This is a genomic window from Klebsiella sp. ZJOU C1, assembly GCF_035620215.1.
Taxonomy (GTDB): domain Bacteria; phylum Pseudomonadota; class Gammaproteobacteria; order Enterobacterales; family Enterobacteriaceae; genus Klebsiella; species Klebsiella variicola.
The window spans coordinates 2,833,561-2,853,378 of record NZ_CP141644.1 but is presented as its reverse complement, the minus strand read 5'-3'; the positions used below and the strand labels follow the sequence as shown (position 1 = coordinate 2,853,378).

Below are 19,818 nucleotides of genomic sequence, written 5' to 3'. Positions count from 1 at the left end.
ATTGGTTATTTGTCCCGCGGCTTTCCGGGCGGCATAGTGATGGCAGGAACATGACCCGGAGCGAGGAGGAAGGGTGACACGTAACCGATTATTGCTGGTTCAGACCGGCACGCCGCCGGCAGCCATCCGCGAGGAGCATGGCGATCTGCCGCACTGGTTCCGTACGCTGCTGGCGCCGTGGCAGGCGCAGCTGACCGCGGTGCGGGTCTTTGAAGATGAACCGCTGCCGGCGCCGGATCGCCAGACTGTGGCGGTTCTCACCGGTTCGTGGGCAATGGTGTCCGATCGGCTGGCGTGGAGCGAACGGACCGCCGACTGGATCCGTCAGGCGGTGGCTATCGGCATGCCGCTGTTCGGCGTCTGCTATGGTCATCAACTGATGGCCCATGCGCTGGGCGGTGAGGTGGCTTACCATCCTGCCGGGCGGGAAAGCGGCAGCAAAACGATTGCGCTTTCGCCGTGGGGTGTCGATGACCCGCTGCTGAGCGGCCTGCCAGCGACATTCCCCGCGCATTTGAGCCATTTGCAAACCGTGACCCGTTTGCCGGAGGGGGCTACCGTGCTGGCCGCATCCTCCCACGATCCCCACCAGATTGTGCGCTACGGGCCGCAGGCGGTCTCCACGCAGTTTCACCCGGAATTCACCGCGCCGATTGCCCGCTCGCTGATCCGCTACCGGGAGGCGGTGCTGCAGGCGGAAGGCATCGACCCACAACAGTTACACGACGAGGTCCAGGAGAGCCCGCAGGCCGCGGCGATCCTCACCCGCTTCGTCAGCGACTTTCTGACCCCGGATGCCCCCGGCCATTAACTCCCTGTCGTGAACAGCACTCGCCAGCGGCGACGCCGGCGGGTCATCTCACGCCACAGGGCGACCACCTCTTCAACGCGCAGCGCGTCAGCCGCCTGCGGCGTCACCCCCGGCAAGTTATACTCCTGGCGCAGCGCGTCCAGGGCGCGCACCTTCGGCTCTACCCGGGATCGGGCCTGAGCGGCCAGCCGCTGCTGTAACAACCTGAAGGTCGCCTCATCCATGGGGTCCAGCTGGCGCAGAAAGGTTTTACAGCAGCGGAGGAGTTCTCCGGGACGGCGTTCCGGGGACTGGAGCGCCATCAGCAGCCCATCGCGATCGGCAACGCGCTGATAGCGGCAGCTCACCACATAGCCTATCTGCTGCTCCACCCGCAGGCGCTGGAAAAACGGCGGCTCGCAGAACTGCGCCAGCACCCGCAGGGCCGCCAGCGAAGCGCCTTCCGGCAGCGGAAGAAAGACCAGTAGCGCCGTGTCGCCCCGGGGATAAGCCAGCCGCTCGACGCCGCCGCGGCAGGGGGCCGGAGCGGGCATCGGCGGATTAACCGGGACGGTAAGCCGGCTCAGCTGACGCGCTACCCACTGCGCATCTTTCGCGCTGCCGCCAATCAGGGCCGCCAGCCAACCTTCCTGGTGCGCTGACGTACCCAGCCGTTCGGGGAGCTGGGCCATGAGATGACGGATCGCAATACTCTCCGGCGGTGGGGGCAGCGGGGCGACCGGGAGCGCGAGATGCCGCGCGATGGCCTGCAGAATCGCCTCCGGCCGTTGGCCGGACGCAGGCAACTGCAGGATCAGCTGCCAGCTACCGTCGAACAGATGCCACTCGCCGTGTCCCCCGGCATGGCGCAGGGCGGCAAGCAATGGACGCAGCTGTTCCCTGCGCGCCAGCCCTTCGGCCGGCGTGGGCGAGCAGTAGAAGGGCGGTCGCAGCAGGAGCGTCGGCGGCTCTTCCGGTGACGGGAGGTGACGCAGTGGCGCGGCTTCCGCCGGGCTTTCGGCCACGAGCTCGCCAGCGGCCTGCGGATAAAAAGCGAATGCCAGCGCCGGGTCAGAGACCGGACGTGGCGACCAGCGACTGAGCGGCAGGCTAAAGCCCTGGGTGGCTACCGTTGCTCCGGGGGGCTGCGTCTGGCAGACCAGGCTGACCGTGGGGGCGGCCAGCAGGGCGGCGCAAAAATCGGCGAACCTGGTGGGCGGCGCCCCGGGGGCAAAGCCGAATGCCCGCTGGCGCAGCTGATCGAGAGGCGATAGCGCCTGAAAACGGCGCCGGGACAGCTGATAGTAGTGTTGCTGCTGCTCAGGCGTCGTCTGCTGTAGCGCCTGCAACCAGTGGGTTATCTGCCGGTCGACCTGTTCCGGCCGGTCGCTGGCGAAAATCAGCGCCAGCCAGCCGAAGTGCTGATCCTGATACAGCCAGTTCAGCGCCACGTCCTCGGCCATCCCGCGCTGGCGCAGGCCGGCCATCAGGCTACCGGGGGCTTCATCCAGCAAAAACTCGCGCAGTAACGTGACATTGTCACTTAAGGCGATCAGCGGGCAGCGCCACAGCGCGGGCTGGCTGGAGACGGCCAACTGCAGTTGAGGGGGCTCGCCCAGAGTGAGCGGCGGCGCCGGCGGCGGAGCCTCGCCCGGGGCAAGCCCGGCGGAGAAACGTGCCGCCAGTTCGCCAAGCACCTCCAGAGACTGCGGCCCCTGCAGCCAGAGTTGCATCCGGCGGGCGACGTAGTGGCTATGGTGAAAGTCGCGTAAGGCCGCCTGGAGCGCGAGGAAATCCTCCCCCAGCGACCCGGCGTCGCCGACCTGAAAGCGGCGAAACGCAGCGGGCGCGATGGCGGCGTGACGCACGGCGGCTTCCCGTCGCGACAACTCATGCTGTTGGATCAGGCCGTTTTCGGCGTCGATAACCGCGACTTCGCGTTGAATATCGTCCCTGAGCAGCAGCGGCGCCTGCAGCATCTCCTGCAGGCGCATGACTCCGTCAGCCAGGCCCTCGGCGGCGACCTCGAAAAAGAAAGCGCTGTGGCGGGCCAGGGTGGTGGCATTCACATCCCCTGCCTGGCGCTGCACCCAGCTCATCAGCCGTTCATCTTTGCGGTAGCGCTCACCGCCGTAAAACAGCAGGTGTTCCAGCAGGTGCGCCAGACCGGGGAAGCGCGACGGTTCGTGGTGGCTGCCGGCGGCAACCCGCACCAGGGCCGCCGCGCGATCGGCCTGCGGCTGATGAACCAGGGTGGCCTGCAGGCCGCCCGGCAGGGTGACGGTGCGGGTCGCCAGCGTCATTACAGTTCCCGGGTTTTGTAGATAAGCTGCGAGCGGGTACGGTTGCGGAACTGCAGCTGGCTGACTTTGATGTCGCTGCAGGCCGCTTCGCGCCGGGCCTCAAGGATTTTGTGATGATGTGGGGATTTGCTGCACACCGGGTCGGCGTTATCGGCGCTGCCGGTCAGCATAAAGGCCTGACAGCGGCAGCCGCCGAAGTCTTTCTCTTTTTCATCACAGGAGCGGCATGGCTCCGGCATCCAGTCATACCCGCGATAACGGTTGAAGCCGAACGAGTCATACCAGATCGATTCCAGACTCTGCTCCAGCACCGACGGGAACGCCACCGGCAGCTGGCGCGCGCTGTGGCACGGCAACGCAGTGCCTTCCGGAGTGACGCTGAGGAAAATCGATCCCCAGCCGCCCATACAGCCTTTCGGGCGTTCCTCGTAATAGTCCGGGGTGACGAATAGCAGGTTGGTGAGGTTACCGCTGGCGGCCATTTTCTGCCGGTAATCGGCGACCACCTGCTCGGCGCGGGCGATCTGTTCCCGGGTCGGCAGTAACCCCTCGCGATTAAGAAACGCCCAGCCGTAAAACTGGCAGGTGGCGAGCTCGACGTCATCGGCTTCCAGCTCAATGCACAGCTCGATAATTTTATCGAGCTGGTCGATGTTATGCCGGTGGAGGACGAAGTTCAGCACCATCGGGTAGTCGCGCGCTTTCACCGCTCTGGCCATCGCCAGCTTCTGCTGGAAGGCTTTTTTATTGCCGGCAAGAGCGGCGTTGAGCACCTCATCGCTGGCCTGGAAGCTAATCTGGATATGGTCCAGTCCGGCCTCGCTGAAGGCGTCGAGTTTGCTCTCGGTTAGCCCAATTCCCGAGGTGATCAGGTTGGTATAGAACCCGAGGTCGCGCGCGGCGCGGATCAGCTCCGGCAGATCTTTACGGGTCAGCGGCTCGCCGCCGGAAAAGCCCAGCTGTACGCTGCCCATCGCTCGCGCCTGGCGAAAGACCTCGATCCATTGTTCGGTGGTCAGCTCCTTTTCCTGCCGGGCGAAGTCCAGCGGATTGGAACAGTAGGGACACTGCAGCGGGCAGCGGTAGGTCAGCTCCGCCAGCAGCCACAGCGGCGGATTGACGGCGGGTTTATTCTGGCTCACGGCAGGTGATCCACTTCTGTTGACAGGCGATCTGCAGGAACTCGACGACGTCGTCATCGACGCCGCCGGCTTCCGGGAAACGTTCGTTAAGCATGGCGATAATCGCCGCGACGTCGCGCCGGCCATCGACCAGCTCGAGGATCGCCGCGGCGGTCTCATTGAGTTTAGCCATTCCCTCCGGATAGAGGATCACATGGCTCTCCTGGGCGGCTTCCCACTGCAGTCGGTAGCCGCGACGAAAGGCAACGATGGACGTTTTTTGCATGATTACACCAGTCGGGTCGTGTGCCAGGCCGCCTTGTCGGTGACCGTGTGATAGGGCGGGCGCTGCAGAGCGTAGGCCATGGTCATGGCATCGAGCATCGACCACAGGATGTCGAGCTTAAACTGCAGGATCTCCAGCATCCGGTTCTGTTTTTCAGCGCTGTCACAGTAGGTCTTCGCCAGCGCCAGACCATGCTCAACGTCGCGGTTAGCCTGGCTCAGACGACTGCGGAAGTAAAAATAGCCTTCCTCTTTGATCCACGGATAGTGCTGCGGCCAGCTGTCGAGGCGCGACTGATGGATCTGTGGGGCGAACAGCTCGGTCAGGGAGCTGCAGGCCGCCTCCTGCCAGCAGGCGCGACGAGCGAAATTAAGATAGGCATCCACCGCGAAGCGCACGCCGGGCAGCACGTGACGCTCGCTGAGCAGGTCGTCGCGGCTCAAACCGACCGCTTCCCCCAGCCGCAGCCAGGCTTCAATCCCGCCATCTTCGCCGTGGCTACCGTCGTGGTCGAGGATCCGCTGCACCCATTTGCGCCGGGTCTGCGCATCCGGGCAGTTAGCCATAATCGCCGCGTCTTTCAGCGGAATGGTGGTCTGGTAATAAAACCGGTTCGCCACCCAACCCTGAATTTGCTCGCGGGTCGCTTCGCCGTTATGCATGGCGATGTGGTAAGGGTGGTGAATATGGTAGAAGGCGCCTTTAGCCCGCAGAGCCTCTTCAAAGGCCTGCGGCGACAGCGTGTCGGTGATCAGCATGCGGTATCCTGAAGGGTGATTGCCATCCCGTCCCAGCTCACTTCAATCCCCTGTTGCGTTAGCGCCTGGCGCTGGGGAGACTGTTCGTTAAGGATCGGGTTGGTGTTATTAATATGAATGAGAATTTTGCGTTTTGCCGGCAGGGAGGCCAGCAAGGCCATCATCCCGTGCTCATCGCTGAGCGCCAGGTGTCCCATATCGCGACCGGTATTGCGCCCGACGCCGGCGGCCTGCAGCTCGTCATCCTGCCAGACGGTGCCATCGATCAGCAGACAGTCCGCTTTTTGCAGCCACGGCAGAAGGGCTTCATCCGGCTCACCCAGCCCCGGGGCATAGAACAGCGTCTGCCCGTTGCGGCGGTTTTCGATAAACAGCGCCACGTTATGGCCCGGCAGCGGCCGGTCGCGATACGGCGAATAGGGCGGCGCGTTGCTGGCGATAGGCACGGCGGTAAACTGCAAATCAGGGCAGGCGTCAACGGTAAAAGGCTGCTGCGGCGCGATGGGATGATGCACCAGGCCGCCGTTCCAGTGTCGCAGCATGGTAAACACCGGGAAGCCGGTGGAGAGATCCTCATGAACCTCCGGCGTGCACCACACCTGGTGCGGGCAGCCTTCGCGCAGGCTCAGCAACCCGGTGGTGTGGTCTATCTGGCTGTCGGTGAGAATAATGCCGCCGATAGACGTCCCGCGCAGTACGCCGGGTTTATTTAACTCGGGGGTATGGGCAATCTGCTGGCTGATATCCGGCGAGGCATTGCACAGCACCCACTCTTTGCCGTTATCGCTGACGATGATCGACGACTGGGTGCGGGCGCTGGCCTGAATGGTGCCGTTGCGCAGACCCTGACAGTTGGCGCAGTTGCAGTTCCATTGCGGGAAACCGCCGCCGGCGGCGGAGCCGAGGACTTTAATGAACATGAAGACGGACCGGGTAATGAATGAAGGTGCCCGCGCGAACGGCGGGCGGGGCGATTAACGGTTAGAAATGTACAGCGTCACTTCCAGACCGAGACGTAAATCGATAAAAGCAGGTTTCTTCCACATGTTGTGTTCCTCTTAAAAATGACGACAGGCCTCACGGATAATGCTGGATCTGTGACGGCCGCCGCATATTGCGCTTCACTGGGAGAGAGATCAACCCGGAATCTGTAAGGAATTAACTTTATGTTTACAATATAACCTATTGTTGCCAAACCTTTTTTAATACCCGCAGCCAGTTGTTCCACAGCAGCTTATCCAGCACCAATTGATCATAGCCATTGTCCCGCAAGGCATTGATAAGCCGCGGTAAGCCGGCCACATCGCCCAGCTCGTCGGGCAGGGTGATGCCGTCAAAATCCGAGCCGAGAGCCACATGATCCTCACCCATTATGTTAATAAGATAGTCGATATGCCGGACAATGGTGGTTAAGGGCGTGTCGCTGTCGCGCCGTCCGTCGGCGCGCAGGAAAGCATTGCCGAAATTGACGCCCACTACGCCGCCGCTGTCGCGGATCGCCCGCAGTTGCCGGTCGGTCAGATTGCGCGGCTGCGGGCACAGGGCGTGGGCATTAGAGTGGGTGGCCACCAGTGGGGCGGTGGAATGGTGGGCGGTATCCCAAAAGGCCTGTTCATTCATGTGCGAAACATCGATCTGCATCTTCAGGGCGTTGGCCTGAGCGATGAGCGCAATGCCCTCGCGAGTGAGACCCGGCCCGCTGTCCGGGCTGCCGGGAAAGGCGCCGGTGACCCCGCAGCCGAAGCGATTGGCGATGTTCCAGAACGGACCAATGCTGCGCACCCCGGCGCGATAAAAGGCCTGCAGATCTTCGCCTTGCGCGTCGAACCCGCCAGCACCTTCGATGTGCGCCACCATCGCCAGCGCGTTATCCTGGCGACAGCGTTCGATATCCGCCGCGCTCAGGCACAGCCGCGCGTGGCTGGCGTCATGGGCGCAAATCGCCTTGAGGATAGCCAACTGCTGCCAGAGGATCGCCAGCGGATCCCACTCCTCGCTGGCGTACTGCGGCGCCACGCGGGCGATATACTCCTGCGGCGGCACAAAGAGGGCGAACAGGCCGCCGGCCAGCCCGCCCTGGCGGATACGCGGATAGTCGAGATGGCTGTTTTCTATCCCGGCAAAGAAGGCGCTTACCGGATCCTCACGATGGTGAAGCCAGAGATTCAGCAGCAGGTCATTGTGACCATCAAAAATCGCCATAGCGGGTTCCTGCGTTCTTAAGTGGTGAAAAATGCCTGCCACGGTAACGGATTTATCTCCTGGGGCAAGCATAAATTCACATGCCCGCAACAATTGCCAACCTCGACTCTGTATCACACTGTATCTCGCGGCGCAGCGCTGACATTAAGAGATAAAAATGGCCCCGGTCGGGCACATGGCAGATACAAATTTCCGCTTTACTGGTCACGTACTCTCTTGATGATGATAAAAGGTGAGAAAGTGATGAACAGATTATCCCTGATCCGCTATACCAGCGCCGCGGCGCTGGGGTTATCCACCCTGTGGTCCGCTGCCGTTTGCGCCGCGGAAGACGCGGGGGCGTTCGACAAGATCCACCAGATCCGCGCCGGCGACCTGAATATAGGCTACGTGGATATCGGCCCGCGCGACGGCCAGCCGGTGATCCTGCTGCACGGCTGGCCCTACGATATTCAGAGCTATGCTCAGGTGGCGCCGGCTTTAGCGCAGAAGGGTTACCGGGTCATTGTGCCGTATCTGCGCGGCTACGGCACGACCCGTTTCCTCTCCGCCAGCACGCCGCGTAACGGTCAGCCGTCGGCGATGGCGGCCGATATTGTCCATCTGATGGACGCCCTGAACATCAGGCAGGCGGATCTGGCCGGCTTTGACTGGGGCGCGCGCACGGCGGATATCGTCGCCGCGCTGTGGCCGCAGCGTGTGAAATCCCTGGTCTCGGTGAGCGGGTATCTGATCAGCAGTCAGCAGATTGGCGAAAAACCGCTGCCGCCGCAGGCGGAGCTGTCGTGGTGGTATCAGTTCTATTTTGCCACCCCGCGCGGCGAAGCCGGTTACCGGCAGAACACCCACGACTTTGCGAAATTTATCTGGCATCAGGCGTCGCCGCAGTGGCAATTCAGCGACGCGACTTTTGCCAGAACCGCCCGGGCGCTGGATAACCCGGACCACGTGGCGATCACCATCAGCAACTACCGCTGGCGCCTGGGGCTGGAGAAGGGGGAAGCGAAGTATGCCGGCTATGAACAACGGCTGGCGGCGCTACCGCCGATAACCGTGCCCACCATCACCCTTGAAGGGGCGAATAACGGCGCGCCGCATCCGGCTCCCGCCAGCTACCGGGCTAAATTTACCGGAAAATATGAACACCGGGATCTGCAGGGGGCGGTGGGCCATAATCCGCCGCAGGAGGACCCGGCAGACTTTGTCCAGGCGGTGGTGGACGCCGATCGTTTGTAACCCGCACCTTGCCGGCGGCGCGACGTTGCGCTTCCGGCAACACGGCTTATGCTTGTGAAGAGTTTATTTTGCCGCAGGAGCACCCTTTGGAGCGTATTGACCACATCCTGGTCGTCGATGACGACCGCGATATTCGGGAACTGATTGTCGACTATCTGGAAAAATCGGGATATCGCGCCAGCGGCGCGGCGAACGGCAAAGCCATGTGGTCGGTGCTCAAAAATCATCAAATTGACCTGATTGTGCTGGATATCATGATGCCGGGCGAGGACGGCTTAACGCTCTGCCGCCAGCTGCGCGCCAACCCGCAGCAGGATATTCCGGTGCTGATGCTCACCGCCCGCACCGACGACAGCGACCGGATCCTCGGCCTGGAAATGGGGGCTGATGATTATCTGATTAAACCCTTTGTGGCCCGCGAACTGCTGGCGCGCATCAAAGCCATTTTACGCCGCATCCGGGCGCTGCCGCCCAATCTGCAGATCACCGAGGCGGGCAGGCTGATCGCCTTTGGCGACTGGCTGCTCGACACTGCCGCCCGCCACCTGCTGGACGACAGCGGCGCCATCGTCGCCCTCAGCGGGGCGGAGTATCGGCTGCTGCGGGTGTTTCTCGACCACCCCCAGCGGGTATTGAACCGCGACCAACTGCTGAATCTGACCCAGGGACGCGACGCGGAACTGTTTGAGCGGTCAATTGACCTGCTGGTGAGCCGACTGCGCCAGCGGCTACGGGAGGATGCCCGCGAGCCGGCCTACATTAAAACGGTGCGCAGCGAAGGCTATGTGCTGTCGGTGCCGGTCTCCATCCGCGAGAGGCATGAATGAGGTTTTGGCCCGCCTCGCTGCAGTCGAGGCTGATGGCGCTGCTGTTTCTGGCGCTGCTGCTGGCGAATACTTTAACCCTGTCGCTGCTGTTTTATGAGCGCATGAGCAGCGCTCGCAGCGTGATGCTGGGCAATCTGGCTTCCGATGTCGCCACCAGCGTGGCTATCCTTGACCGCCTGCCGGCCGCTGAGCGCCCACAGTGGCTGCCGAAGCTGGCGCGCGGCAATTATCGCTATCTGCTGGGCTCCGGCGAGCGCGGCGACTACCCGGACAGCTGGCGCGCCCGGGACGCAGCCCGCTCCCTGCAGGAGGCGCTGAGCGCGCAGTACCCGGTAAGTATTGTGACGATCCCCGGCCCGCGGCAGCATATTCAGGCCCATATTACCCTCCACGACGGCGCCCCGCTGACTCTCGATCTGTGGCCGAAGCTACCGGCCATCGCCCGCTGGCTGCCGGTGGTGCTGATCGCTCAGTTTGTTCTCCTGCTGGCCTGCGCCTGGTATGCCGTTCGCCAGGTGTTGCTGCCCATCACCCGTTTTACCCGCGCAGTGGACGCCCTTGAACCGGCCAGCGACACGGCGGGAACCATGGCCGAGCAGGGGCCGGAAGAGGTCCGCCGTGCCGCTCGCGCGTTTAACGCGATGCAGGCGCGCATCCACGACCATCTGCAGGAGCGGGCGCGGATCCTCGCCGCTATCTCCCACGATCTGCAAACCCCGATCACCCGAATGAAGCTGCGGGTGGAGATGGCCGACCAGCCGGAACTACGCGATAAGCTGCTGCAGGATCTCGACAATATGACCCGCCTGGTGCGGGAGGGCATCGCCTTCGCCCGCACCTCGCAGCCACTGGCGGAGGCGCGCCAGCGGCTGAACCTTGACGCCTTTCTCGACACCATCGTCTGCGATTATGCCGATGTCGGCCGGCCGGTGCGTTTTTGCCCGGAGGAGACCGCCGGGGTGGTGTGGATCCCACCGCAGGCCCTGCGCCGGGTGATGACTAACCTTATCGATAATGGGTTGAAATTCGGCACCACGGTCACGGTAACTCTGACCCGCGACGCCGCCGGGGATGTCACCCTCCATGTACTGGATGAGGGGCCGGGGATCCCGGAGGCCGCGCTACAGGCGGTGCTGCAGCCGTTTTATCGCCTGGAGGACTCGCGCAATCGCGATACCGGCGGCACCGGTCTGGGGCTGGCGATCGCCGCGCAGCTGGTCAGCCAGATGAACGGCGCACTGCGCCTGGCCAACCGCCCACAGGGCGGCCTGGACGCCAGCGTTCGCCTTGCCGCGGCGGGATTGTATCCTGCTGTATCTCCGGCGCAGACGGATAACTAAGCCGACAATTCTCCCCCTTTCCCGACACATTCGCCTTACATGGCCTTGCGGTAATGTCGTGGCTGCCACTCTCGGCAGCGACGACATAATGAGGAGAAGGCGATGTCGATATTCATTGCATTTTTGGGCGGAATGTTAACTCTGCTGAGCCCCTGTACGCTGCCGGTGATCCCGCTGCTGTTCGCCAGCGTCCGGGGCCGCCGGGGGCAGCTGGCAATTATGCTGGCTGGAATGGCGCTGATGTTCGGCGCGGTTTCGTGGCTGGTGACGGTCGCCAGCGGCTGGGTGGTGAATCTGACCCTCGCAGGCCGCGGCCTGGCGCTGGCGTTCTTCGCCCTGGTCGGGCTGAGCCTGCTTTCGCAGCGCGTCGCGCAGCGGCTGACCTCACCCCTGGTGGCGCTGGGAAATCAGCTTAACAACGCCAGCTCACGCCAGCGCGGCTGGATCGGTTCGCTGCTGGCCGGGCTGGCGGTGGGCCTGCTGTGGGCCCCGTGCGCCGGGCCGGTACTGGGGGCGATACTCAGCCTGGGCTTTGTGCATCCGGGCCAGGCGACCACCGGCGGGTTGCTGCTGGCCTACGGCAGCGGCGGGGCGCTGATGTTATTCCTGCTGGGGTGGTGTGGTGCAGCATTGATTGCCCGTCTGCGTCGTGGGCTGGCGTTCGGCGAACGGCTGCGCCGGCTGGCGGGGGTGGCGATGCTGGCCTCGGTGGCACTGATCGCCAGCGGCGGCGATCGCTATCTGCAAAGTGCGGGAGGCTGGAGTCAGGCGCTGGAGCAGCGGCTGGCCGCCCGTCTGCCGCAGCCGGAGCAAAAGACCATCCTCCAGCCGATCGCCGCGCCGCAGCCCAGCAGCGCGATGCCCTCCCTGGCGGGAGGCAGCGCGTGGCTCAACAGCCCGGCGTTAACTCCGGAGCGTCTGAAGGGCAAAGTGGTGCTGGTGGATTTCTGGACCCGGGAGTGCATCAACTGTCAGCATACCCTGCCTTACGTGCGCGACTGGGCGAACAAATACCGCGCGGCCGGGCTGGTGGTGATTGGCGTCCATACCCCGGAATATCCCTGGGAGCGTTCGCTGCCGCTGCTGCGCCAGGCGGTGAAGGACTGGCGGATAACCTACCCGGTGGTGGCGGATAATGAGTACGCCATCTGGAACGCCTTCGGCAATCAGTACTGGCCGGCGCATTACATTTTCGACGCTCGCGGACAGTTGCGTTATACCGCCTTCGGCGAAGGGGATTATGCCCGCCAGGAGCAGGTGATCCAGCAACTGCTGCAGGAGAGCAAAGCCTGACCCGCGGCGTAGGCGTCTGGCGGACGGTTCCCTTTATCCCTTGTGCCTGTTGCCGGGCGGCGCTGCGCTTGCCCGGCCTACAGGAGCGCGCAGGGAGATGTAGGCCCGGTAAGGCGTAGCCGCCACCGGTCATTGAAGCGGGGAGAGGCGCAGAATGGCCATTGCCGGTGACTGCCGGACGGTTCCCTCTCCCTTCAGGGAGAGGGTTAGGGTGAGGGTGAATGGAAGTAGCGTGACACCGTCACATCTCGACCCACCCCTGCAGGGCCTCGGTCATCAGGTCTCCTAGCAGCGCCACGGCGGCGGAATGCTGTCCCTCGCGCGGGGTTTGTTGCAGGTTAACGGCCAGGCTACCTGGCGATGGCAGCAGCCCGGCGACGGTGCGCAGGTTGCCGGGCATGCCGATACGGGTGCGTATCGTCAGCCCCAGGCCAGCCTGTACCGCCGCCCAGATGCCGTTCAGACTGTGGCTGACGAATACCACCTGCCAGGGGATCCCCGCGGCATCGAGACAGGCGATAGCGCAGGAGCGCATCAGGCACGGGCTATCGAACATCACCAGCGGCAGCGGCTCGCCGGAGGCCAGCAGTGCACCAATATCCAGGTCAGGATGCGCAATCCACGCCAGCGGGCAGCGGCCCATCCCGGGACCCTGATCTTCGGTTTGCCACAGCAGCGCCAGATCCAGCACCTCTTCCGCCAGCGCCTGGCGCAGCGGACCATTGCGATCCACCCTGGCGACTATCCGCACCTGCGGATGATACCGTTTAAATTGCCCCAGGATCCCCGGCATCAGCGATTCGCCAAAATCTTCCTGCATACCAAGGTGGATCTCGCCGGTGAGTCGCTCGCCCTGCAGCGCGCGCAGGGTTTCATCATTGAGCGCCAGCAGTCGTCTGGCGTAGCTCATCAGCTTTTCGCCTTCCGCGGTGAGCACCAGATGCCGCCCCTGTTTGGCCACCAGCGCCGTACCGCACTGGCTCTCCAGCTTTTTAAGCTGGGCGCTGACGGCCGAAGTGGAACGCGACAGGCGCAGCGCTGCCTGGGCGAAACTGCCGCACTCCATGCCGGTCACAAAGCTACGCAGGGCGTCGAGATCCAGTCCCGGTAAGCGTTTCTCCATCATCATCCTCATTTTCAGGATGTTTATCCTGAACGTCGTTATTCTCGGGATAATACTGTGGCATCGCGAAAGGCAGGCGTCAACGGGCCCAGCGACAAGCCAGGGAGCAGAGAACGTCAGTGGCGCGGAAAGAAATAAAAAAGCCGATAAGGAGATTATCGGCTTATTGCAGGTAAGGCTGACAGCGGGGCGGCAGGCGCCGCCCGCTAGGGCAGGTTATTGCGCCAGCAGCTCCTGAGCGGTGCGTTCCACCAGGTTAAGCAGAACCTTCACGTCATCCAGCGTCACCACCGGGTTCAGCAGGGTCAGCTTCAGGCAGGTGACACCGTTATGCTCGGTCACGCCAACGTTAGCGCGGCCGGAAGCCAGCAGGGCATCGCCGACGCGCTGGTTGAGCAGCGCGATAGCCGCCGCGTCGCTCTGCGCCATCTGCGCCGGACGGGAACGGAACAGCACGCTCGCCAGCTGCGGCTGCATCACCAGCTCCAGCGTCGGCTGCGACTTCACGTACTCCGCCACGTTTTTCGCCATCGTGACGCCGTGATCGATGATCGCCGCATACTGTTTCTGGCCCAGCGCTTCCAGACCCATCCACAGCTTCAGCGCATCGAAGCGACGGGTGGTCTGCAGCGACTTAGACACCAGGTTCGGTACGCCGTGTTCTTCATCGAACTCGGAGTTCAGATAGGCCGCCTGATAACGCATCAGCTCGTAATGGCGCGCGTCCTTCAGCAGGAAGGCGCCGCAGCTGATGGTCTGGAAGAACTGCTTGTGGAAGTCCAGGGTAACGGAATCCACCAGCTCCAGACCGTCAAGGTAGTCACGATACTGCTCAGACAGCAGCAGCGCGCCGCCCCAGGCTGCGTCAACGTGCAGCCAGATCTGATGTTCCGCGGCGATACCGGCGATGTCGCGCAGCGGGTCGATAGCCCCCGCGTCGGTGGTGCCGGCGGTGGCGACGATCGCCATGATCTGCTCGCCGTTAGCCTGCGCTTGCGCAATCTTCGCTTTCAGATCGGACACGTCCATCCGCGCGAATTCGTCGGTTTTCACCAGCGTGACCGAGCGGTAGCCGAGGCCCATCAGCGCCATGTTCTTCTGCACCGAGAAGTGGGCGTTTTCCGAGCACAATACTTTGTACTTGCGGATATCCCCCGGCAGCCCATCCTGCTGGATGGAGTGCCCCTGACGGGCGAAGAAGGCGTCGCGCGCCAGCATCAGGCCCATCAGGTTGCTCTGGGTGCCGCCGCTGGTGAAGACGCCGGCGTCGCCAGCCGGATAACCGACCCGGGCGCGCAGCCATTCGATCAGCTTCATCTCAATGATGGTTGCTGACGGGCTCTGGTCCCAGGAGTCCATGCTCTGGTTGGTGGCGTTGATCAACACTTCCGCCGCCTGGCTAATTACCAGGCTCGGGCAGTGCAGGTGCGCCACGCACTGCGGGTGATGCACCGACAGGCTGTCTTTCAGGAAGTACTCGATCGCACGATCAATCGCCGCCTGGTTACCCAAACCCTGTTCGTTAAATTCAAGGGAGATACGCTCACGCAGCTCGTCAACGCTTTTCCCCTGATACATCTCAGGTTGCTTCAGCCACTGCACAACGGCCTGGCTGGTCTGCTCGATAACCTGCTGATAGGCTTCAACGCTCTGCGCTGAACCAGCAAGAATCGGATTCAATGTGGACATGGTGGTCACTGACTCCACTCAGACCGGCTTTACGCCGGCGGCCAGCATGGCCTGTTCGAATTTGTCGAGGAACACATCCAGTTCCGCGTTGCTGATCAGCAGGGACGGCAGCAGACGCAGCACGCAGCCGTGACGACCACCGCGCTCCAGAATCAGGCCCGCTTCGAAGCATTTCTTCTGCAGCAGGGCAGAGAGTTCGCCGTCAGCCGGGTAGCAGCCCATGTGATCCTGCGCTTCGTTCGGCTTGACGATTTCGATACCGATCATCAGACCAAGACCGCGTACGTGGCCAATGACCGGGTAGCGCTTCTGCAGCTCGGCCAGTTTGCCTTTCAGCCACTCGCCCTGGGCAGCGACTTTGTCGGCAATCTTGTTGTCGCGCAGGTGACGCAGGGTGGTCAGACCGGTAGCCATCGCCAGCTGGTTGCCGCGGAAGGTGCCGGTGTGGTGACCCGGTTCCCAGGCGTCGAACTGTTTTTTGATGCCCAGCACCGCGAGCGGCAGACCGCCACCGACCGCTTTCGACATCACGATGATGTCCGGCTGGATACCCGCGTGCTCGAAGGCGAAGAATTTACCGGTACGGGCAAAGCCAGCCTGCACTTCATCGACGATCAGCAGAATGCCATGCTCTTCGGTCACTTTGCGGATGCGCTGCAGCCACTCAACTGGCGCCGGGTTCACGCCGCCTTCACCCTGCACAGCTTCGAGGATCACCGCCGCCGGTTTACGGACGCCGCTCTCCACGTCGTTGATCAGGTTTTCGAAGTAGTAGGTCAGGGCTTTCACGCCGGCTTCGCCGCCGATGCCCAGCGGGCAACGATACAGGTGCGGGTAAGGCATGAACTGGACTTCCGGCATCATGCCGTTAACCGCCGCTTTCGGCGACAGGTTGCCAGTGACGGACAGCGCGCCATGGGTCATCCCGTGATAGCCGCCGGAGAAGCTGATCACCGCCGTACGGCCAGTGTATTTTTTCGCCAGTTTCAGCGCGGCTTCCACGGCGTCAGCGCCGGAAGGACCGGTGAACTGCAGGCAATACTCTTTCCCTTCGCCCGGCAGGCAAGAGAGCAGGTATTCGGAGAAACGATCTTTTAACGGGGTAGTCAGATCGAGGGTATGTAACGGCAAGCCGCTGGTAATGACACTTTGGATGCTCTGCAATACATCAGGGTGGTTGTGGCCCAGAGCGAGAGTACCGGCGCCCGCGAGGCAGTCCAGGTACTGTTTGTTATCCGCATCCGTCAGCCACACGCCTTCAGCTTTAGTGATAGCCAGCGGTAACTTACGCGGGTAACTCCTGACATTCGATTCGAATTCGGCCTGACGGGCCAAAAAGGTTTCGTTGTTTGCGTCTAATAAATCGGCACGTAAAGTATCAATACGGACTTTATCCGTCATCATATCACTCCCACAACCAGCATTGCGGTTGAACGCTGGTTGAATAATTGGTCTAAGGAATTGAATTGGCATTCATAAAGCGCGCACAATATATGGCTTTTTAAATCCGCATTCAACGTTTTATTGATTGCGTTATTTTTACGTTATTCTTACCGGGGCAATAATTAACGTAACCTGCTGAATTATAATAGATCAACTGCGTGTCACGATAACCCTTTAAAGTGTAATTATTAGTGAGAAAGTCTCTATATTTTTATTGCCGCTGCGTTAAAACGCTGACGGAATGCCTTCCGTCAGCGATAGCAAGTCTCAATGCAGTTCCACCGCATAATTTGTTAAAGGTGTGACTTTTTTCACCAACTTATTGTTATATAAAAACTGTTCATAAGCTTCGTAGCGCGGTTTATCCAGCGCCGCCGGATCGGTGGCGAACAGCGGCACGGTTTGCAGCCACGCCTGGTGGTTGAGTTCGGTTTTCAGCTCCGGGTGGGCGGCGGCAAACGCCTCCCAGCTCTCCTGGGGATGGGCGCGGAGATAGCTCACCCCGGCCTGCAGGGCGGTGAGGAATTTACGGATCTTGGCCTCATGAATCACGTCGCGATGGGTGACAATCACCAGCTCGTCATAGGCCGGTACGCCGTAATCTTCGACGTTCATCACTACCGGCGTTTTGCCCTGCAGCTTCAGCTCCTGTGCTTCTATATTACGGTAGCCGCCGATGACCGCGTCCACCTGGCCCGCCAGCAGGGCGCTGGTCAGCTGGAAATTGACGTTAACCAGTTTGATACTGGCCGGATCGATACCCGCGTGTTGCGCCATGGTCGACAGGGTGGCCTGCTCAATGCCGCTGACCGAATAGCCCACCTTCTTACCTTGCAGATCTGCCGGAGTTTTGATCTGCTTATTGAGAGCGATCACCGTGTTCAGCGGCGAGTTAATCAGGGTCCCGACGCGCACCAGCGGTAACCCTTCGTCAGCGAAGAAGTGCACCTGCGGCTGGTAGGTGATGGCCAGATCCGCCTGACGGGCGGCCACCATGCGGGGAGGCAGCGCGGGATCGGAGGGAGGGACAATCTTGACGTCCAGCCCCTGAGCCTTAAAGGCGCCGATCTGCTCGGCCACCATAATCGGCGCATGGTCGGGGTTAATGTACCAGTCCAGCACCAGCGTCAGCGGTTCATTGGCCAGCGAGTGGCCGCTGACCAGGGCCGTCAGGGTTGCCCCGGCGAAAAGCGACTTTTTCATCTGTTTTCCTTTATTATTTCATCTTTATTCCGGTGACCAGTCGATCAGCCGGTGTAGCAGGGTATCTACCGCCAGCCACAGCAGGAGGGTCAGTAGCACTAAAATAAACAGCGCGGCGAAGCAGATATCGGTTTGCAGCCGCGCATTGGCATTGAGCATGACGTAGCCCAGCCCCTCAGCGGAGCCGACCCATTCGCCGATAATCGCGCCGATGGGCGCCACCGCCGCCGCCATCCGCAGGCCCGAGCCCAGCGCAGGCAGGGCAGCCATCAGGCGGACATGCCGCAGCTGAGCGCCAAAGGAGGCGTTCATGCTGCGCGCCAGATCGAGATATTCCTGGTTGACCCGTCGCAAGCCATCAAAGAAGGCGGAAGTGACCGGAAAGAAAATCACCAGCACGGCCATTGCCACTTTGGCGCTCATGCCAAAGCCCAGCCACAGCACCAGCAGCGGGGCGAGGGCAAAGACCGGGATCGCCTGACTGGTGAGGACCAGCGGCATCAGCCAGCGCTGCAGACGCGGAGAGAGGATCATACCCAGCGCCAGGGTGACGCCGAGCGTCACGCCCAGCGCCAGGCCGCTCAGGATCTCACTGAGCGTGATAAGCGTGTGCCAGCCGAGATAGGCGCGATTAACCCACAGCGCCTCGGCGACCGCCATCGGGGAGGGTAAAAGAAAGTGAGGAATGCCGCTGCGGCTGGCCAGACCCCAGAGGATCATCAACCCGCAGAACACCATGCTGCCCCGCCAGAGACGTCCGGTCATGGATGAGCCCTCATCAGTTGCTGCAGCAGGGCGGCCTGGCTGTTCAAGAGATCGGGCGCGTCCGGCGCGCGCGGAGGTGTGCCGGCGAGGTGATGGCTGTCATCGATGTCGCCGTCTGCCGCCGAGAGGACCAGCAGGCGGTGGCTCAGCCGGCAGGCCTCCTGCGGATCGTGGGTGATCAGCACCACCGTGCGACCAGCCAGCAGGGTGGCGGCCAGAGTTTGAATGCGCGTGCGGGTGAGGGTATCCAGCGCCGAGAAAGGCTCATCCATCAGCACGATGGGGCGGTCCTCATACAGGGTGCGGGCCAGCGCGGCGCGCTGACGCATGCCGCCGGAGAGGGTTGCCGGCCGGGCGTCGGCCCAGGACGAGAGCTCCACCTGCTCAAGCAGGGCGGCGACCCGGGCACGATCGACTTTTTCACCGCGCAGCCGCGCGCCGAGGGCGACGTTGTCCCGGACGCTCAGCCAGGGGTAGAGCAGATCTTTCTGCCCCATCCACGCCAGACGGCCCTGAATCGGTTGCCCATCGCTGGCGACCACTTCTCCCCGGGTGGCGGGCGCCAGACCGGCCATCACCCGCAGCAGGCTGGTTTTGCCTGCCCCGCTGGCGCCGAGGAGCGACACCCACTGCCCGCCGGGGACCGTAAACGACAGGTTGTCGAACAGCCGGCGGTCGCCGAAATGCAGGCTCAGGCCACGGACCTCGATACCCGGCGCCGTCACGCCCGGGTCTCCGCCGTCGCGTTGAGGCCCATCTGCCAGAACTGCGCCTCAAGGCGGGTGGCAGTGGTGAAAATCTCGCTCAGCTCAGTGATCCGGGCCTCGCTCCCGCGCTGCTGCCACACCGTTTCCAGCAGCGCCAGCGCGGCGTTGACGCCGTGCAGATAGCCTTCATCGCCATAGTTGCGGATCCACGAGGCGTAGGGGTTATCGTCCAGTCGGGTGGCGGGATGCTGCAGCAGGCCGAGACCGATTTCCGCATAACCGGCCACGCAGGGCATCAGCGCGACCAGCAGATCCAGCGCGTCACCCGAGTGGCCAATATCCAGCACGTAGCGGGTATAGTTAATGGTTTCCGGCGCTTCAGGCTGGGTAGCCATCTCCTGCTCGCTAATGCCCCACTGAGCGCAGTAACCGACGTGCAGCGGCAGTTCGTTGAGGATGGCGTTCATTGAGGCAGCCGCGGCCCGCATCTCCGGCAGCGTGCGCAGTTTACTCACCAGCAGCGCATAGCTGCGGGCAAAGTGGATCAGAAACAGATAATCCTGGGTCAGGTAGCGACGAAATGCGCTTTCCGCCAGGGTGCCCTCGGCAAGCTGCTGGACGAAAGGATGCGCCACATAGTGCTGCCAGTCAGCGGCGGCCAGCTGGCGTAAACGGCCATAAAGACCATGGCTAAACGCGGGAATTATCACAGGACCTCCAGATATTCAGGGG

At 62.5% G+C, this 19,818-nt stretch carries 19 protein-coding genes; 5 read left to right on the top strand and 14 right to left on the bottom strand.

Translation table 11 applies throughout. The annotated features are described in order from the left end of the window. Positions 1 to 73 precede the first annotated feature (73 nt). Positions 74 to 811, top strand: coding sequence for a glutamine amidotransferase (locus SPE70_RS13640; protein WP_008804776.1), 738 nt, complete (start codon positions 74 to 76; stop codon positions 809 to 811). Here the strand turns inward: SPE70_RS13640 and pqqF are convergent. The 7 genes from pqqF to SPE70_RS13605 form a co-directional block, all read right to left on the bottom strand. After that, positions 808 to 3,093 carry a pyrroloquinoline quinone biosynthesis protein PqqF gene (gene pqqF, locus SPE70_RS13635; RefSeq protein WP_136047345.1) on the bottom strand — a complete coding sequence of 762 codons (2,286 nt, stop codon included), beginning with the start codon at positions 3,091 to 3,093 and terminating at the stop codon, positions 808 to 810. The two genes, SPE70_RS13640 and pqqF, sit on opposite strands and share 4 nt — an antisense overlap. Beyond that, the gene (gene pqqE / locus SPE70_RS13630; RefSeq protein WP_008804778.1) at positions 3,093 to 4,235 is read right to left on the bottom strand and encodes a pyrroloquinoline quinone biosynthesis protein PqqE; all 1,143 of its coding nucleotides are present in this window, start codon (positions 4,233 to 4,235) and stop codon (positions 3,093 to 3,095) included. The genes pqqF and pqqE overlap by 1 nt, the downstream gene beginning before the upstream one ends. Then, positions 4,222 to 4,500 carry a pyrroloquinoline quinone biosynthesis peptide chaperone PqqD gene (gene pqqD, locus SPE70_RS13625; RefSeq protein ID WP_008804779.1) on the bottom strand — a complete coding sequence of 93 codons (279 nt, stop codon included), beginning with the start codon at positions 4,498 to 4,500 and terminating at the stop codon, positions 4,222 to 4,224. The genes pqqE and pqqD overlap by 14 nt, the downstream gene beginning before the upstream one ends. A 2-nt stretch (positions 4,501 to 4,502) precedes the next feature. Further along, entirely contained in the window at positions 4,503 to 5,258 is a 756-nt protein-coding gene (pqqC, locus tag SPE70_RS13620) for a pyrroloquinoline-quinone synthase PqqC (protein ID WP_008804780.1), read from the bottom strand. Then, positions 5,252 to 6,178 carry a pyrroloquinoline quinone biosynthesis protein PqqB gene (pqqB, locus tag SPE70_RS13615; protein ID WP_008804781.1) on the bottom strand — a complete coding sequence of 309 codons (927 nt, stop codon included), beginning with the start codon at positions 6,176 to 6,178 and terminating at the stop codon, positions 5,252 to 5,254. The genes pqqC and pqqB overlap by 7 nt, the downstream gene beginning before the upstream one ends. Positions 6,179 to 6,232: 54 nt before the next feature. Further along, complete coding sequence (gene pqqA / locus SPE70_RS13610; RefSeq protein ID WP_002905689.1) at positions 6,233 to 6,304, bottom strand: pyrroloquinoline quinone precursor peptide PqqA; 72 nt, start codon at positions 6,302 to 6,304, stop codon at positions 6,233 to 6,235. A 136-nt stretch (positions 6,305 to 6,440) separates the two neighbouring features. Continuing rightward, entirely contained in the window at positions 6,441 to 7,460 is a 1,020-nt protein-coding gene (locus tag SPE70_RS13605) for a dipeptidase (RefSeq protein ID WP_064170259.1), read from the bottom strand. A 243-nt stretch (positions 7,461 to 7,703) separates the two neighbouring features. On the opposite strand from SPE70_RS13605, the gene SPE70_RS13600 reads away from it, so the two are divergent. From SPE70_RS13600 to SPE70_RS13585, 4 genes are all read left to right on the top strand, one after another. Further along, positions 7,704 to 8,696, top strand: a complete 993-nt coding sequence (locus SPE70_RS13600) for an alpha/beta fold hydrolase (protein WP_064160409.1) — start codon at positions 7,704 to 7,706, stop codon at positions 8,694 to 8,696. 86 nt (positions 8,697 to 8,782) lie between these two features. Continuing rightward, a complete protein-coding gene (locus SPE70_RS13595) occupies positions 8,783 to 9,523 on the top strand; it encodes a response regulator (protein ID WP_064170258.1) in 741 nt (246 codons plus the stop codon). Further along, positions 9,520 to 10,863, top strand: coding sequence for a sensor histidine kinase (locus SPE70_RS13590; protein ID WP_040968545.1), 1,344 nt, complete (start codon positions 9,520 to 9,522; stop codon positions 10,861 to 10,863). The genes SPE70_RS13595 and SPE70_RS13590 overlap by 4 nt, the downstream gene beginning before the upstream one ends. Positions 10,864 to 10,965: 102 nt before the next feature. After that, positions 10,966 to 12,156 carry a cytochrome c biogenesis protein DipZ gene (locus SPE70_RS13585; RefSeq protein ID WP_064170257.1) on the top strand — a complete coding sequence of 397 codons (1,191 nt, stop codon included), beginning with the start codon at positions 10,966 to 10,968 and terminating at the stop codon, positions 12,154 to 12,156. 241 nt (positions 12,157 to 12,397) lie between these two features. On the opposite strand, the gene SPE70_RS13580 is transcribed toward SPE70_RS13585, so the two are convergent. From SPE70_RS13580 to tenA, 7 genes are all read right to left on the bottom strand, one after another. Further along, positions 12,398 to 13,291, bottom strand: a complete 894-nt coding sequence (locus SPE70_RS13580; RefSeq protein ID WP_064170256.1) for a LysR substrate-binding domain-containing protein — start codon at positions 13,289 to 13,291, stop codon at positions 12,398 to 12,400. Between the two features lie 204 nt (positions 13,292 to 13,495). Further along, a complete protein-coding gene (locus tag SPE70_RS13575; RefSeq protein ID WP_162493254.1) occupies positions 13,496 to 14,977 on the bottom strand; it encodes a pyridoxal phosphate-dependent decarboxylase family protein in 1,482 nt (493 codons plus the stop codon). 9 nt (positions 14,978 to 14,986) lie between these two features. Beyond that, positions 14,987 to 16,372, bottom strand: a complete 1,386-nt coding sequence (locus SPE70_RS13570) for a diaminobutyrate--2-oxoglutarate transaminase (protein WP_074188477.1) — start codon at positions 16,370 to 16,372, stop codon at positions 14,987 to 14,989. 306 nt (positions 16,373 to 16,678) lie between these two features. Further along, entirely contained in the window at positions 16,679 to 17,614 is a 936-nt protein-coding gene (locus tag SPE70_RS13565; protein WP_064170255.1) for an ABC transporter substrate-binding protein, read from the bottom strand. A gap of 24 nt (positions 17,615 to 17,638) precedes the next feature. Next, positions 17,639 to 18,379, bottom strand: coding sequence for an ABC transporter permease (locus SPE70_RS13560; protein WP_008804790.1), 741 nt, complete (start codon positions 18,377 to 18,379; stop codon positions 17,639 to 17,641). After that, positions 18,376 to 19,104 (bottom strand): ABC transporter ATP-binding protein, encoded by a 729-nt coding sequence (locus tag SPE70_RS13555; RefSeq protein ID WP_022065969.1) that lies wholly within the window; start codon positions 19,102 to 19,104, stop codon positions 18,376 to 18,378. Before SPE70_RS13555 ends, SPE70_RS13560 begins: the two co-directional genes overlap by 4 nt. Further along, a complete protein-coding gene (tenA, locus tag SPE70_RS13550; RefSeq protein WP_012968150.1) occupies positions 19,101 to 19,796 on the bottom strand; it encodes a thiaminase II in 696 nt (231 codons plus the stop codon). The genes SPE70_RS13555 and tenA overlap by 4 nt, the downstream gene beginning before the upstream one ends. Positions 19,797 to 19,818 lie beyond the last annotated feature (22 nt).

Coding starts and splice junctions, on each gene's coding strand:
- pqqC (WP_008804780.1), bottom strand. CDS start 5,258: ATGCTGATCACCGACACGCTGTCGCCGCAGGCCTTTGAAGAGGCTCTG.
- SPE70_RS13605 (WP_064170259.1), bottom strand. CDS start 7,460: ATGGCGATTTTTGATGGTCACAATGACCTGCTGCTGAATCTCTGGCTT.
- SPE70_RS13560 (WP_008804790.1), bottom strand. CDS start 18,379: ATGACCGGACGTCTCTGGCGGGGCAGCATGGTGTTCTGCGGGTTGATG.
- SPE70_RS13565 (WP_064170255.1), bottom strand. CDS start 17,614: ATGAAAAAGTCGCTTTTCGCCGGGGCAACCCTGACGGCCCTGGTCAGC.
- SPE70_RS13580 (WP_064170256.1), bottom strand. CDS start 13,291: ATGAGGATGATGATGGAGAAACGCTTACCGGGACTGGATCTCGACGCC.
- pqqF (WP_136047345.1), bottom strand. CDS start 3,093: ATGACGCTGGCGACCCGCACCGTCACCCTGCCGGGCGGCCTGCAGGCC.
- pqqB (WP_008804781.1), bottom strand. CDS start 6,178: ATGTTCATTAAAGTCCTCGGCTCCGCCGCCGGCGGCGGTTTCCCGCAA.
- SPE70_RS13600 (WP_064160409.1), top strand. CDS start 7,704: ATGAACAGATTATCCCTGATCCGCTATACCAGCGCCGCGGCGCTGGGG.
- pqqD (WP_008804779.1), bottom strand. CDS start 4,500: ATGCAAAAAACGTCCATCGTTGCCTTTCGTCGCGGCTACCGACTGCAG.
- SPE70_RS13570 (WP_074188477.1), bottom strand. CDS start 16,372: ATGATGACGGATAAAGTCCGTATTGATACTTTACGTGCCGATTTATTA.
- SPE70_RS13590 (WP_040968545.1), top strand. CDS start 9,520: ATGAGGTTTTGGCCCGCCTCGCTGCAGTCGAGGCTGATGGCGCTGCTG.
- SPE70_RS13585 (WP_064170257.1), top strand. CDS start 10,966: ATGTCGATATTCATTGCATTTTTGGGCGGAATGTTAACTCTGCTGAGC.